Below are 13,840 nucleotides of genomic sequence, written 5' to 3' on the forward strand. Positions count from 1 at the left end.
CTACATTCTGCCGGTGGCGGCCGGCCGGTCCGAGGCCGGCTGGCTCCGCAGCAGGTCGAGTGCCGCCGCGGCATCGTCGACCACGGCATACAGACCGGTCGAGGCCCGCCGCGCGAAGCCGCGCTCCACCACGGTATCGATCAGCGCCAGCAGCGGGTGCCAGTAATCCTCCGTATTCAGCAGGATCACCGGCTTGTCATGCAGCTTGAGTTGGCGCCAGGTGACGATCTCGAAGAATTCGTCCAGGGTGCCGAGGCCGCCGGGCAGGGCAACGAAGGCATCCGACATCTCGACCATCATGCGCTTGCGGGTATGCATGCTGTCGACCACATGCAGTTCGGTCAGCCCGGTATGGCCGACCTCCCAGTCATGCAGGTGGCCCGGGATAATGCCGACCACCTCGCCGCCGGCGGCCAGCGCCGCCTCCGCCACCACGCCCATCAGGCCGATGCGGCCGCCGCCGTAGACCAGCCGCATGCCGTTCTCGGCCAGCAGCCGGCCGAGAATCTGGGCCTGGGCGGTATAGACCTGGCTCTCGCCGAGGCTGGAGCCGCAATAGACGCAGACGGATCGGATCGGGTGGGTCATGGGGGAAGCGGGCCGCGATGCTGGGGACGGGAGGAAAAAGGTGGGGATGGGTATCTGATTTCGCCGGCGGTTTCTAGCATAAACGGGCCGATTGTTACCCGATGGTAACTTCGCGTCTAACTTTTTCGTGATGTGAAAAGGACTTGTCGTCTGCCGGAAGGGGACCGGCTATACAGGATTGCCCGGTCCAGCAGGCGGGTATCTATGCAGGGGAGATCCATGGCTAAGTGGCATAAGGTGTTTCTGGCGGCGGCGATCGGTGCCGCCATCGTATCGACCGGCGGCTATGCGGTGGCGCAGGCCGACGTGATCAAGGCCCGCAAGGCCGGCTTCCAGATGAACAAGGACGCCATGGCGGCGATCAAGAAGGCGGTTGATGCCGGCGGCCCCGCCACCGCGGTGGTTGCCCCGGCGGAAGCCATCGCGGCCTGGGCGGCGAAGATTCCGGCCCATTTCCCGAAGGGATCGGACCAGGGTGACACCAAGGCGAAGGCCGATATCTGGGCCAAGTGGAGCGATTTCGAGAAGGCGGCCAAGGCCAATGAAGAGGCGGCGGTCAAGCTGGTCGCGGCCGCCAAGGCGGGCGACATGGATGCGGTGAAGGCCGGCTTCGGCGCGGTCGGCGCTTCCTGCGGCGGCTGCCACAAGCCGTTCCGCAACGACTGATCCGGGCCACCGGAATCTGCAGAAGGGCGCGGCCGGGCCGCGCCCTTTTCTTTTGGGTCAGCTCAGGATCGCGATGCCGCCGAAGACCACGGCGCCGGACAGCAGCAGCAGGGCCAGGGCCAGCAGGGGATGCCCGCCATTGCCGGCATCGGCTTCCGCCCGGCCTTCCGCCCGGCCGGTGACCATCGGACCGATCAGGTTCTGCTTCCTGACCGTCAGGTAGAACAGGCTGGCCGCCACATGCAGGCCGATCACCGCCAGCAGCAGGATGAAGGCGGTACGGTGAATGGTGCTCAGCTGCGCCGCAATGCTGCTGCTGACCAGCGGGTAGAGCGGGCCGTCCACCACGATATCGTCGCTGGTGAACAGGCCGGTTGTCGCCTGCACCAGCACCAGGGCCAGCATCAGCAGTACCGACCAGCCGCCAGCCGGGTTGTGACCGACCTCGCCGGGTTTCTGGTCCGGCCGCAGCAGCCCGGCGAGATAGCGCAGCACTGCGCCGGGGCCGGCCACGAAGCTGGCGAACCGGGCATAGCGGTTGCCGGCAAATCCCCAGAGCACGCGGAACAACACGAGGGCCAGCACGGCCTGGCCCAGCAGCATATGCAGGTCCAGCCGGCCGCCGAGGCCGGTGGCAACCAGCAGGGCGATCAGGATTACCAGCAGCCAGTGGAACAGCCGTGTCGGCAGATCCCAGACGCGGATGCGGGTGGTGCTGGCAGAGGAAGCGGTCTGTGGCATGGCTCGTCGGGAGGTTGGTGCGTAATACCGGGATTTGCGGCCTGAAAAGCCGGTTTCCGCAGGTTAGGGGAGTTGCGGGGGCTCTGGCGAGGTCTTAATCTCTGTCCTCGTTCACTTTTTGGCTAGCCGGGGCGGGGCGCGTGCGGGGCAGTCGGTTCTTCTTCATCCTTCTTGGCGTTGCCGTTGTCGGCATCCTTGCCGTGATCTTCTTCGGCGCCGACAACAACCACCGCGGCATGACTCCGCAGGCCAATATCGCTGCGCCGCCGCCCGTGCCGCCGCCGGCACCGCCGGTGCCGGAAAGCGTCGAAAAGATCACCCCGGCTTTCGATGTCGTGCGGATCAGCCGCAACTGCACGGCCGTCTTTGCCGGCCGCGCCACCCCCGGATCGGTCGTCGTGGTCAAGACCGGCACCCGCGAGATCGGCCGGGTCACCGCCGATGCCCGCGGCGAATGGGTGTTGGTGCCCGACCTGCCGCTGGAGAAGGGCAACCAGGAATTCACCCTGGAAGCCCAGCAGCAGGGCCAGGAACCGGTGAAGGCCGAAGCCTCGGTGGTCACCGTGGTGCCGGAATGCCAGCCGGGCGAAGGCGGCGAGCAGGCCATCGCCGTGCTGACACCGCTGGAAGGTGCCAGCCGCCTGCTGCAGCGGCCGAGCGACGGCCCGCTCGATCCGGCGCGCAAGGGGCTGGCGCTGGATGCCATCGAATATGACGAGAAGGGCAACCTGATCCTGTCTGGCCGCGCCATGCCGGGCTCGACCGTGCAGGTCTACCTGAACAACGAGCCGATCGGTGTCGCCACCGCCGATGCCAAGGGCCGCTGGACCCTGCGGCCGGAGAAGAACGTCGATCCGGGCATCTATTCGCTGCGGGTTGACCAGGTCGAGCAGGCCGGCGGCAAGGTCGCCTCCCGGGTCGAGATGCCGTTCAGCCGGGCCCGGCCCGAGGACATCAAGTTCGACGCCCAAGGCAAGAGCGTGGTGGTCCAGCCCGGCAACAGCCTGTGGCGCATCGCCCGCCGAATTTACGGCGAGGGGCTGCGATATACCGAGATCTACAAGCTGAACCAGGCGCAGATCCGCGATCCGGACCTGATCTATCCCGGCCAGATTTTCGACGTCCCGGGCCAGGACAAGGCCCCCGCCACCCCGAAAAACTGAGATTTCAGGCAGTTCTGGCGACCGGCGGCACCCTTAACCGGGGCTTCCGGCCGCGCTACTATGCAGCCATGTGTTTCATTGAAGTATTGCGCCCGGGGACGGGCCCGTGACGGCCGGCCCTTCGCTGGCGGACGCTGCCGCCGCAACGGCGCCGGGGCGGCCGCCCCCGGTTTACGCGGCCCTTGATCTGGGGACCAACAATTGCCGCCTGCTGATCGCCCGGCCGAACCGCGATGGTTTCCGGGTCATCGAGGCGTTTTCGCGCATCGTGCGGCTGGGCGAGGGGCTCAGCCTGTCCGGCCGGCTGTCCGACGCGGCCATGGCCCGGACCATCGAGGCCCTGAAAATCTGCTCGGAGAAAATGGCGCGGCGCGGCGTCACCGTCGCCCGGGCGGTTGCCACCGAGGCCTGCCGGCGGGCCGGCAACGGCGCCGAATTCCTGCATGACGTGAAGCGGGAAACCGGCATCGGCCTCGATATCATCACCAGCGCCGAGGAGGCGCGGCTGGCGCTGGCCGGCTGCACCCCGCTGCTGGAAGCGCCACACCGCCATGCCATCGTCTTCGATATCGGCGGTGGCTCCACCGAAATTCTGTGGGCGCGGCTGAACGGTCCCGGCCGCACCGAGGTGATCGACTGGATCTCGCTGCCTTACGGCGTGGTCAACCTGACCGAGCGTTTCGGTGCCGGCGATGCCGAGAGCGGCAGCTATGCCCGCATGATCGACGAGGTGGCGGCCGCGCTGGAACCCTTCGAGGCCAGGCACCGCCTGTCGGCACAGCTGCAGGGCGGCGGCGTGCAGGTGCTGGGCACCTCCGGCACGGTCACCACACTGGCCGGCGTTCTGCTCGGCCTGCCGCGCTACGAGCGACGGCTGGTCGATGGCTGCTGGCTGGATTTTCCGACGGTGATTGCCCAGTCGCGCGAACTGGCAGGCCAGAGCGTGGCCGACCGCGCCCGGCATCCCTGCATCGGCGAGGAGCGGGCGGACCTGGTCGTCGCCGGCTGCGCCATCCTCGAGGCCCTGCATCGCCACTGGCCGGCCGGCCGGCTGCGCGTGGCCGATCGCGGTGTGCGCGAGGGCGTTCTGGTCGAACTGATGCGGCGCGACCGGCCGCAGCACGGGGAGCGTCGGCGTTGACAGGCAGCAGCAAGGGCGGCAAGGGCGGTGCAAAGAAGACCGCCGGTGCGAAGACGGCCGGCGGCACGCCGCTGGGGCCCAGCCATCGTGCCAGGGTGCGGGTCAAGACCGCACGCGGCCGTACGCTGGGCTCGAAGCTGTGGCTGGAGCGACAGCTGAACGACCCGTATGTCTCGGCGGCGAAATCTGCCGGCTGGCGCAGCCGCGCCGCCTGGAAGCTGATCGAGCTGGACGAAAAATACCGGCTGCTGAAGCCGGGGATGCGGGTGCTGGATCTCGGCGCCGCACCGGGCGGCTGGACCCAGGTGGCCGTCCAGCGGGTGAAGGCGGGCGACAAGGGGGGCGGCTTCGTGCTCGGCGTCGATATCAATCCGGTCGACCCGATCACCCATGCGGCGCTGATGCAGCTGGATTTTCTCAGCCCGGGCGCCGATGGCAGGGTGATCGAGGCGCTGGGCGGGCGGGCCGACCTGGTGCTGTCGGACATGGCGGCTCCGGCCACCGGCCACCGCCAGACCGACCATATCCGGATCATGGCCCTGTGCGAGGCGGCGCTGGACCTCGCGGTGCGGGTGCTGAGCCCCGGCGGCGCTTTTGTTGCGAAGGTGCTGCGCGGCGGGACCGAAAATGACCTGCTGAACGCCATGAAGCGGAATTTCCGCACCGTCCGCCATGTGAAACCCCCGGCCAGCCGCTCGGATTCGGCGGAAAGCTATGTGATCGCCACCGGATTCCGCGGTGCCGAAGGGGCGCAGGAAGAGGCAAACAAGGCCTAGACCCGGGGCGGAAGAGGGTCTATATCCTCCGCGGCAAGGAAGACCTTTTCAGCCCTCGGAGTCGCCTTGCCCATGACCGCGTCGGCCCGGCCCGATCCTGCGGTGGACCCGGCTTACCTCGCCGCCACCCCCTTCATCGACAGCGACCATGCGGATGTGCGCGCGCTGGCGCGCGAGGCGGCCGGCGAGGGCGACGACAAGACCCGGGCAATCCGGCTCTACTACGCGGTGCGCGACCGCTTTCTCTACGATCCCTATTCGGTGCAGGTCAGTGTCGAAGGCATGCGCGCCTCGGGCGTGATCGCCCGCGGCTACGGCTTCTGCGTCAACAAGGCCCTGCTGCTGGCCGCCGTGGCCCGTGCCGAGGGCATTCCGGCGCGGCTGGGGCTGGCCGATGTCAGGAACCACCTGGCCACCGAGCGGCTGCGCGCCCAGATGGGCACCGACGTCTTTTTCTATCACGGTTTCACCGAATTGTGGCTGGGCGGCAGGTGGGTGAAGGCGACGCCGGCCTTCAACCTGTCGCTCTGCGAGAAATTCCGCGTGCTGCCGCTGGATTTCGACGGCGAGACCGATTCGGTCTTCCATCCCTTCGACGCCGACAACCGCCGCCACATGGAATACGTGGCCGACCGCGGCAGCTTTGCCGACCTGCCGTTCGCGGAATGGCGCGACGCGATGCTGACCCATTACCCCGACCTGATGCGGGAAGATCGTCCCGGCGGCGACTTTGCCGCGGAGGCGGCCGCCGAAAACAACAACAAGACCCAGACCGCGCCCCGATCCGCCTGAAGGAGCCTCCGATGCAGTTCCGTGAAGCCTATACGTTCGACGATGTCCTGCTGGAGCCGGCGGCGTCCAGCGTGCTGCCGACCGAGGTCGATACCCGCACCCGACTGACCCGGACCATCGAGCTCGGCATCCCGCTGATCTCTTCCGCGATGGACACGGTGACCGAGGCGCGCATGGCGATTGCCATGGCGCAGGCCGGCGGCATCGGCGTGATCCACAAGAATCTCACCATCGAGGAACAGGCCCGCGAGGTCTCGGCGGTCAAGAAGTTCGAATCCGGCATGGTGATCAACCCGCTGACCATCCGTCCGGATGCCACGCTGGCCGATGCGCTGGCGCTGATGGACCGCCATGGCATCCACGGCATCCCGGTCACCGAGGCGCAGGGCGGCAAGCTGGTCGGCATCCTGACCAATCGCGATGTCCGCTTCGCTACCGACAACAACCAGCGTGTCTACGAACTGATGACCCGTGACCCGCTGATTACGGTGCGCGAAGGCGTGAAGATGGAGGAGGCCAAGCGCCTGCTGCACCAGCACCGCATCGAGAAGCTGGTCGTGGTCGACGAGAAATTCAGCTGCGTCGGCCTGATCACCGTGAAGGACATCGAGAAGGCGCGGCAGTATCCGAATGCCTGCAAGGACGAGCAGGGCCGCCTGCGCACCGCCGCCGCGGTGTCCACCGGCGCCGACGGCATCGAGCGCGCGCAGGAGCTGATGAATGCCGGTGTCGACGTGCTGATCGTCGACACGGCGCACGGCCATTCCAGCCGCGTGCTGGAGACCATCGCGGCGATCAAGAAGATTTCCAACCGCACCCAGGTGATCGGCGGCAATGTCGCCACCGCCGATGGCACCAAGGCGCTGATCGATGCCGGCGTCGATGCCGTCAAGGTCGGCATCGGCCCCGGCTCGATCTGCACCACGCGCATCGTGGCCGGTGTCGGCGTGCCGCAGCTGACCGCGGTGTCGGATGCCGTTGCCGTGGCCGACAAGGCCGGCGTGCCGGTGATCGCCGATGGCGGCATCAAGTTCTCGGGCGATGTGGCCAAGGCGATCGCCGCCGGCGCCAACAGCTGCATGATCGGTTCGCTGCTGGCCGGCACCGACGAGGCGCCGGGCGAGGTGTTCCTCTACCAGGGCCGCTCGTACAAGTCCTATCGCGGCATGGGATCGCTCGGCGCCATGGGCCGCGGTTCGGCCGACCGCTATTTCCAGCAGGAAGTGGGCGACAAGCTGAAGCTGGTCCCCGAGGGCATCGAGGGCCGCGTCGCCTACAAGGGTCCGGTCGGCACCATCCTGCACCAGTTGGTCGGCGGCCTGCGCGCTGCCATGGGCTATACCGGCAATGCCACGCTCGACGACATGCGCAGGAACTGCCGCTTCCTGCGCATCACCTCGGCGGGCCTGCGCGAAAGCCATGTGCATGACGTGGCGATCACCCGCGAGGCTCCCAATTACCGGCAGGAGTCGTAAGGCCCGTGACCCCCGCTGCGCGGCTTGCCGCGAGCATCGAGATCGTCGGTACCATCCTGGAGCGCGCCGCCGCGGCCGACCGGGTGCTGGCGGAGTGGCAGAAGCATAACCGCTATGCCGGCGCCAAGGACCGCCGCGCCGTCGCCGACCAGGTCTATGCCGTGCTGCGCGACCAGGGCATGCGACGCTGGCGGCTGCAGGCGGCCGGTGCGGAACTGACGCCGCGCCTGCTGGTGATGGCGGATGCATCGACCCCGCTGGCGGAATGGCAGCGGCTCTGCGATGGCGGCAGATACGCGCCGCCGGCCCTGAGCGAGGACGAGGCCGCCGCCCTGGCCCGCCTGCCGTCGGACGAGGATGCGCCGCTCTGGGCGCGCGGCAACCTGCCGGAAGCCGTGCTGCCGCTGGCCGAGGCCGCCTTCGGTGCCGATACCGATATGGAACTGGCGGCGCTGAACGGTCGCGCGCCGCTCGACCTGCGGGTCAACCTGCTGAAGGCCACCCGCGACCACGTGCTGGAACAGCTGCGCGGCGAGGGGATCACGGCGGCCCCGGCGCCTTTCTCGCCGCTGGGCATCCGCATCCCGGAGAAGGTGCGGCTGGAGCAGAACAGCCTGTACCGCGACGGCCTGATCGAACCGCAGGACGAGGCCGCCCAGCTGGCCGGCCTGCTGGCCGATGCACGGGCCGGGCAATGCGTGATCGACCTCTGCGCCGGCGCCGGCGGCAAGACCCTGCTGCTGGCGGCCGCCATGCGCAACCAGGGCGAGTTGCATGCCATCGACAACGATCCGCGCCGGCTGGCCCGGCTGCCGGTGCGGCTGGCCCGGGCCGGCGTGCGCAACGCGACGGTGCATGCGGCCGACGACCTGCCGCGTTTCCTGCAGGACATGGAGGGGAAGGCCGACTGTGTGCTGCTGGACGTGCCCTGCACGGGCAGCGGCACCTGGCGGCGCAATCCGGAAGCGCGCTGGCGCTATGACCCGGCGGGCCTCGACGAGGTGCTGCGGCGCCAGGCCGGGCTGCTGGAGGATGGCGCCCGGCTGGTGAAGCCGGGCGGCCGGCTGGTCTATGCCACCTGTTCGGTCCTGCCGGCGGAAAATGGCGACCAGATCGGCCGTTTTCTCGGTCATCACGGGGAGTTTACGGAAGTGCCGCTGGCAGAGGCATGGGGGGGCGCTATAACCGATCCGCGTATATCCTCCGGCCGGCGTCTGTCGCTCACCCCTTACCGGCACGGCACCGACGGCTTCTTCGCCGTCGCGCTGCGGCGGGCTGGCTGAGGGTGGCCGGACAATGTCCCGGACGGGTATACTTTCCCCCGCATCGAGGAACACAGCCATGACCGCCCCTCGTTCTGTCTCTCTCCCCCGCTTTTCCGCCCTCCTGCTGCTCGGCCTGCTGGCCCTGCCGGCCGCGCCGGTGCTGGCCGCCGGCGGCGGTGGCGGCGATACCGCGCCCGCGGCGCCGCAGGATCCCGATTTCAAGGCCGGCAGGGCGGCCATCGACAAAAAGGACTGGGCGGCTGCCGTGCCGCTATTCGAAAAGGTGGTGGCCAGGGACGAGAAGAATGCCGATGCCTATAACTGGCTCGGCTATGCGCTTCGCAACCAGGGTGACTACGAAAAGGCGTTCATTGCCTATGGCCGGGCGCTGGGTGCCGACCCGCGCCATCGCGGCGCCCGCGAATATCTCGGCGAGGCCTATCTGAAGACCGGCAACCTCGCCATGGCCGAGGAGCAGCTGAAGAAGCTGGACAGCCTTTGCACCTTCGGCTGTGCCGAGTATACCGAGCTGAAGAACAAGATCGCCGCCTTCAAGGCCGGGAAATCCGGATGAACACCAGGGACCATCACGAGGAGCATCGCATGACCGCCTTTCGCGTCTCTCTCTGCATTGCCGCCTTTGCCGGCCTGCTGGCCCTGTCGCCGGCCGCACCTGTCCTCGCCATGGGCGGCGGCAGCGACCCCTCGGCCGGGGCGATGACCAAGGATCCGGATTTCGCCGCCGGCAAGGCGGCCATCGACAAAAAGGACTGGGCGGCCGCCGTGCCGCTGTTCCAGAAGGTGGTGGCCAAGGACGAGAAGAATGCCGATGCCTTCAACTGGCTCGGCTATGCCCTGCGCAACCAGGGCGACTACGAGAAGGCCTTCGCCGCCTATGGCAGGGCGCTCGAGATCGATCCCAAGCATCGCGGCGCCCATGAGTATCTGGGCGAAGCCTATCTGAAGACCAACAACCTGCCCAAGGCCGAGGAGCAGCTCGCCGCCCTGGACAAGCTGTGTACCTTCGGCTGTGCCGAATATACCGAACTGAAAAACAAGATCGCCGCCTTCAAGGCGGCCAAGCCCAGCTGACCCGGGGCCCCCGCAAGGGGGCCTCGCCGCTTTATCCCTCCAGCGAAGGAGCAGAAGGTAACGCCCATGGCGGAGCGCATTCTCATCATCGATTTCGGATCCCAGGTCACCCAGCTGATCGCCCGCCGCGTGCGCGAGGCCGGTGTCTACTGCGAGATCGTGCCCTTTCAGAAGGCGGACAAGTGTCTTGACCTCGTCAACGATCACGGCACGCTGAAGGGCATCATCTTCTCCGGCGGTCCGGCCTCCACCACGGAAGAGTTTTCGCCGCGCGCACCGGAAGGCGCCTTCAAGCTGGGCCTGCCGATCTTCGGCATCTGCTACGGCGAGCAGACCATCTGCATGCAGCTCGGTGGCAGCGTCGAGACCGGCCATCACCGCGAATTCGGCCGCGCCTTCCTCGAGATCAAGGACGATTGCGAGCTGTTCGACGGCGTCTGGAAGAAGGGCGAGAAGCACCAGGTCTGGATGAGCCACGGCGACAAGATCACCGAGATTCCGACCGGCTTCCGCGCCGTCGGCATCAGCGACGGTTCGCCCTTCGCCGCCATTGCCGACGACGTGCGCAAGATCTACGCCGTGCAGTTCCATCCGGAAGTGATGCATACGCTGGACGGTGCCAAGCTGCTGCGCAACTTCGTGCGCAAGGTCGCGGGCTGCTCGGGCGAATGGACCATGAAGGGTTTCCGCAATGAGGCCATCGCCAAGATCCGCGAACAGGTCGGCAGGGGCCGGGTGATCTGCGGTCTTTCTGGAGGTGTTGATTCTTCTGTAGCAGCCGTGCTGATCCACGAGGCGATCGGCGACCAGCTGACCTGCGTGTTCGTCGATCACGGCCTGCTGCGCAAGGGCGAGGGCGAGGAGGTGGTCCGCCTGTTCCGCGACCATTACAACATCCCGCTCATTCACAAGGACGCTTCCGAGCTGTTCCTCGGCAGGCTGGCCGGCGTCAGCGATCCGGAGACCAAGCGCAAGACCATCGGTGCCCTGTTCATCGACGTGTTCGAAGAGGAAGCGAAGAAGATCGGCGGCGCCGAATTCCTCGCCCAGGGCACGCTGTATCCGGACGTGATCGAGAGCATCAGCTTTTCCGGCGGACCCAGCGTCACCATCAAGTCGCACCATAACGTCGGTGGGCTTCCTGCCCGCATGAACATGAAGCTGGTCGAGCCCCTGCGCGAGCTGTTCAAGGACGAGGTACGGATGCTGGGCCGCGAGCTCGGCCTGCCGGAAAGCCTGGTCGGCCGGCATCCCTTCCCGGGGCCGGGCCTCGCCATCCGCATCCCCGGCGACATCACCCGCGACAAGCTCGACCTGCTGCGCGAGGTGGATGCCGTCTATCTCGACGAGATCCGCCGCTCGGGCCTGTATGACCAGATCTGGCAGGCCTTCGCCGTGCTGCTGCCGGTGCGCACCGTGGGCGTGATGGGCGACGGCCGCACCTACGATCAGGCCTGTGCCCTGCGCGCCGTGACCTCCACCGACGGCATGACGGCGGATTACTACCCGTTCCCGCATGACTTCCTGGGGCGCGTCGCCACCCGCATCATCAACGAGGTGCGCGGCATCAACCGGGTCACCTACGACATCACCTCGAAGCCGCCCGGCACGATTGAGTGGGAGTGAGGTCTCGTTGGATTTTCTTCAGTCAGTGCAGACCTCATGATTCGCCTCGATAACGTCAGCAAGCAGCACGGCCACCAGATCCTCTTCATCGATGCCTCGATGGGCCTGCAGAAGGGCGAGAAGGCTGGGCTGGTCGGGCCGAACGGTGCCGGCAAGTCGACCCTGTTCCGCATGATCGTCGGCGAGGAAAAGCCCGACGATGGCCAGGTGTCGATCGATACCGGCATGACCATCGGCTATTTCAACCAGGATGTCGGCGAGATGTCGGGCCAGAGCGCGGTTGCCGCCGTCATGGACGGCGTCGGCCCGGTCAGCGCGCTGGTCGCCGAGATGGCCCGGCTCGAAGCCGATATGGTCGATCCCGACAAGGCCGACGAGATGGAGGCGATCATCGAGCGCTACGGCGAGGTGCAGGGCCGCTTCCAGGAGCTGGACGGCTATGCGCTGGAGGCGAAGGCACGCGAAGTTCTGGCAGGCTTAAGCTTCAGCCAGGAGCGCATGGACGGCGACGTGGGCCTGCTCTCCGGCGGCTGGAAGATGCGCGTGGCACTGGCGCGCATCCTGCTGATGCGACCCGACGGCATGCTGCTCGACGAGCCGAGCAACCATCTCGATCTCGAAAGCCTGATCTGGCTCGAAGCCTTCCTCAAGAATTACGACGGCGCGCTGCTGATGACCTCGCATGACCGCGCATTCATGAACCGCATCGTCAACAAGATCGTCGAGATCGACGGCGGCTCGCTGACCACCTATTCCGGCAACTACGATTTCTACGACCAGCAGCGCGCGCTGAACGAGAAGCAGCGCCAGGCGCAGTTCGAGCGCCAGCAGGCCATGCTGGCCAAGGAGATCAAGTTCATCGAGCGCTTCAAGGCGCGCGCCTCCCATGCCGCCCAGGTGCAGAGCCGGGTGAAGAAGCTGGACAAGATCGAGAGGATCGAGCCGCCGCGGCGGCGCCAGTCCGTGCAGTTCGAATTCCGCAGTCCGCCGCGCTCGGGCGAGGATGTGGCGCTGCTCCGGGACGTGCACAAAGGCTATGGCAGCCAGCCGATCTATGCCGGGCTCGATTTCCAGGTCCGCCGCAGGGAGCGCTGGTGCGTGCTGGGCGCCAACGGCGCCGGCAAATCCACCCTGCTGAAGCTGGTGGCCGGCGATGCCAAGCCCGACCGGGGCACCGTGTCGCTGGGCGGCAGCGTGAAGATGGGCTATTTCGCCCAGCATTCGATGGACCTGCTGGACGGCGACGACACGATTTTCGAAACCCTCGACCGGGCTTTCCCGCAGGCCGGGCAGGGTACCCTGCGGACGCTGGCCGGCTGCTTCGGTTTTTCCGGCGACGACATCGAGAAGACCTGCCGCGTGCTCTCGGGTGGCGAGAAGGCGCGGCTGGTGATGGCGATGATGCTGTTCGACCCGCCGAATTTCCTGGTGCTGGACGAGCCGACCAACCATCTCGACATCGCCACCAAGGAGATGCTGGTCGCAGCCCTGTCGGAATTCCAGGGCGCCATGCTCTTCGTTTCGCATGACCGGCATTTCCTGGCGGCGCTGTCCAACCGTGTGCTCGAACTGACGCCGGACGGCATCCATGCGTATGGAGGCGGCTACACGGAGTATGTAGCGCGCACCGGCCACGAGGCGCCGGGTCTCAGAAGCTGACACGAAAAAGCCCGGTCCGTTGTAGGACCGGGCAATGTGCAGGCTGGGCCGGAGGGAAGCCGGCGGGTTTTCGGGGGAGCCTGCGTAAGGGAAACCGGATCAGGCGGTCAGCCGGGCAAGCGCCTCGACGCGCCTCGTCTCGGCCATCGACCCCAGATGCGCTGTCGGATCGCTGCCGAAAGGCAGATCGATGGCGACGTTAAGGTCGGCGCGCGTCAGGCCGATATCGGCGAGTTCGGCGTCGGACATCTCGCCGAGGCGATAGAAGGCACGGCGGTTTTTCCAGGCGCGCAGGAAATTCACGATCGCGTTCACCACAACCGTCGCGATGGACGGGCGTGCGGTCGCCGGCATCGAATGCGTGACATCGTGGGTGAGCGTGGTCATGGTCTTTCTCCTTGTAAGGCGGGCAAGACTCCGCCGATCCGGCGCGGCCGCACGATGGCGTCACGTCCCGGTCCAGCCGATTTTCCTGCCGCTGCTGACCCTGCGACATTGCCACCGGGTCATTGATTTATCCAACGAATGTTTTTAATCTTTATCATCAGCAATGATGATGGATCACCGCGATGGCCGCGCCCCTCGACCTCGACCAGCTCCAGACCTTCATAACCATCTCCGACACCGGCAGCTTCACGCGCGCCGCCGACGAGGTGCACCGCACCCAGTCGGCCGTGTCGATGCAGATGCGTCGCCTCGAGGAGCGTATCGGCAAGCCGCTGTTCGAGAAGGACGGCAGAACCAACACGCTGACCGAAGAGGGCGAGCGGCTGCTGTCTTATGCTCGGCGGATGATGCATCTCAACCGCGAGACGCTGAGCGCCTTCGACGACCGGGCGTTGGAGGGCACGCTGCG

General features: G+C 67.0%; 15 protein-coding genes. 12 read left to right on the plus strand and 3 right to left on the minus strand.

The features are described from left to right. Complete coding sequence (locus tag ACEQZY_RS19360; RefSeq protein ID WP_341703448.1) at positions 1-588, minus strand: TIGR00730 family Rossman fold protein; 588 nt, start codon at positions 586-588, stop codon at positions 1-3. 219 nt (positions 589-807) lie between these two features. Here ACEQZY_RS19360 and ACEQZY_RS19365 point away from each other — a divergent pair, with 219 nt between their 5' ends. Beyond that, positions 808-1,254 (plus strand): cytochrome c, encoded by a 447-nt coding sequence (locus ACEQZY_RS19365; protein ID WP_341703449.1) that lies wholly within the window; start codon positions 808-810, stop codon positions 1,252-1,254. A gap of 57 nt (positions 1,255-1,311) precedes the next feature. On the opposite strand, the gene ACEQZY_RS19370 is transcribed toward ACEQZY_RS19365, so the two are convergent. Then, positions 1,312-1,995 (minus strand): cytochrome b/b6 domain-containing protein, encoded by a 684-nt coding sequence (locus tag ACEQZY_RS19370; protein WP_370156560.1) that lies wholly within the window; start codon positions 1,993-1,995, stop codon positions 1,312-1,314. 140 nt (positions 1,996-2,135) lie between these two features. On the opposite strand from ACEQZY_RS19370, the gene ACEQZY_RS19375 reads away from it, so the two are divergent. The 10 genes from ACEQZY_RS19375 (at position 2,136) to ACEQZY_RS19420 (ending at position 12,984) form a co-directional block, all read left to right on the plus strand. Beyond that, the gene (locus tag ACEQZY_RS19375; RefSeq protein ID WP_341703451.1) at positions 2,136-3,158 is read left to right on the plus strand and encodes an Ig-like domain-containing protein; all 1,023 of its coding nucleotides are present in this window, start codon (positions 2,136-2,138) and stop codon (positions 3,156-3,158) included. 106 nt (positions 3,159-3,264) lie between these two features. Further along, the gene (locus tag ACEQZY_RS19380; RefSeq protein ID WP_341703452.1) at positions 3,265-4,299 is read left to right on the plus strand and encodes a Ppx/GppA phosphatase family protein; all 1,035 of its coding nucleotides are present in this window, start codon (positions 3,265-3,267) and stop codon (positions 4,297-4,299) included. Continuing rightward, positions 4,296-5,075 carry an RlmE family RNA methyltransferase gene (locus ACEQZY_RS19385; protein WP_370156562.1) on the plus strand — a complete coding sequence of 260 codons (780 nt, stop codon included), beginning with the start codon at positions 4,296-4,298 and terminating at the stop codon, positions 5,073-5,075. Before ACEQZY_RS19380 ends, ACEQZY_RS19385 begins: the two co-directional genes overlap by 4 nt. 72 nt (positions 5,076-5,147) lie before the next feature. Further along, a complete protein-coding gene (locus ACEQZY_RS19390; RefSeq protein WP_341703454.1) occupies positions 5,148-5,867 on the plus strand; it encodes a transglutaminase family protein in 720 nt (239 codons plus the stop codon). Positions 5,868-5,878: 11 nt separating this feature from the next. Beyond that, entirely contained in the window at positions 5,879-7,342 is a 1,464-nt protein-coding gene (guaB, locus tag ACEQZY_RS19395; protein ID WP_341703455.1) for an IMP dehydrogenase, read from the plus strand. Positions 7,343-7,347: 5 nt separating this feature from the next. Further along, positions 7,348-8,625: an RsmB/NOP family class I SAM-dependent RNA methyltransferase gene (locus ACEQZY_RS19400; RefSeq protein ID WP_370156565.1), complete on the plus strand. Its 1,278-nt coding sequence runs from the start codon at positions 7,348-7,350 to the stop codon at positions 8,623-8,625. Between the two features lie 58 nt (positions 8,626-8,683). After that, positions 8,684-9,181, plus strand: coding sequence for a tetratricopeptide repeat protein (locus tag ACEQZY_RS19405; protein WP_370156566.1), 498 nt, complete (start codon positions 8,684-8,686; stop codon positions 9,179-9,181). Beyond that, positions 9,178-9,699 carry a tetratricopeptide repeat protein gene (locus ACEQZY_RS19410; RefSeq protein WP_370156568.1) on the plus strand — a complete coding sequence of 174 codons (522 nt, stop codon included), beginning with the start codon at positions 9,178-9,180 and terminating at the stop codon, positions 9,697-9,699. Before ACEQZY_RS19405 ends, ACEQZY_RS19410 begins: the two co-directional genes overlap by 4 nt. Positions 9,700-9,765: 66 nt before the next feature. Further along, entirely contained in the window at positions 9,766-11,325 is a 1,560-nt protein-coding gene (gene guaA, locus ACEQZY_RS19415) for a glutamine-hydrolyzing GMP synthase (RefSeq protein WP_370156569.1), read from the plus strand. Between the two features lie 36 nt (positions 11,326-11,361). Further along, positions 11,362-12,984 carry an ABC-F family ATP-binding cassette domain-containing protein gene (locus ACEQZY_RS19420; RefSeq protein ID WP_370156570.1) on the plus strand — a complete coding sequence of 541 codons (1,623 nt, stop codon included), beginning with the start codon at positions 11,362-11,364 and terminating at the stop codon, positions 12,982-12,984. Positions 12,985-13,083: 99 nt separating this feature from the next. Here the strand turns inward: ACEQZY_RS19420 and ACEQZY_RS19425 are convergent, their stop codons facing one another. Further along, positions 13,084-13,371 carry a DUF1127 domain-containing protein gene (locus ACEQZY_RS19425; RefSeq protein WP_370156571.1) on the minus strand — a complete coding sequence of 96 codons (288 nt, stop codon included), beginning with the start codon at positions 13,369-13,371 and terminating at the stop codon, positions 13,084-13,086. Positions 13,372-13,553: 182 nt separating this feature from the next. Between ACEQZY_RS19425 and ACEQZY_RS19430 the strand changes: the two genes are divergently transcribed. Next, positions 13,554-13,840, plus strand: a 287-nt coding sequence (locus ACEQZY_RS19430) for a LysR family transcriptional regulator (protein ID WP_370156572.1), incomplete at its 3' end; no start/stop codon positions are given.

Origin of the sequence: Ferrovibrio sp. (assembly GCF_964218355.1) — a bacterium.
Lineage (GTDB): Bacteria > Pseudomonadota > Alphaproteobacteria > Ferrovibrionales > Ferrovibrionaceae > Ferrovibrio.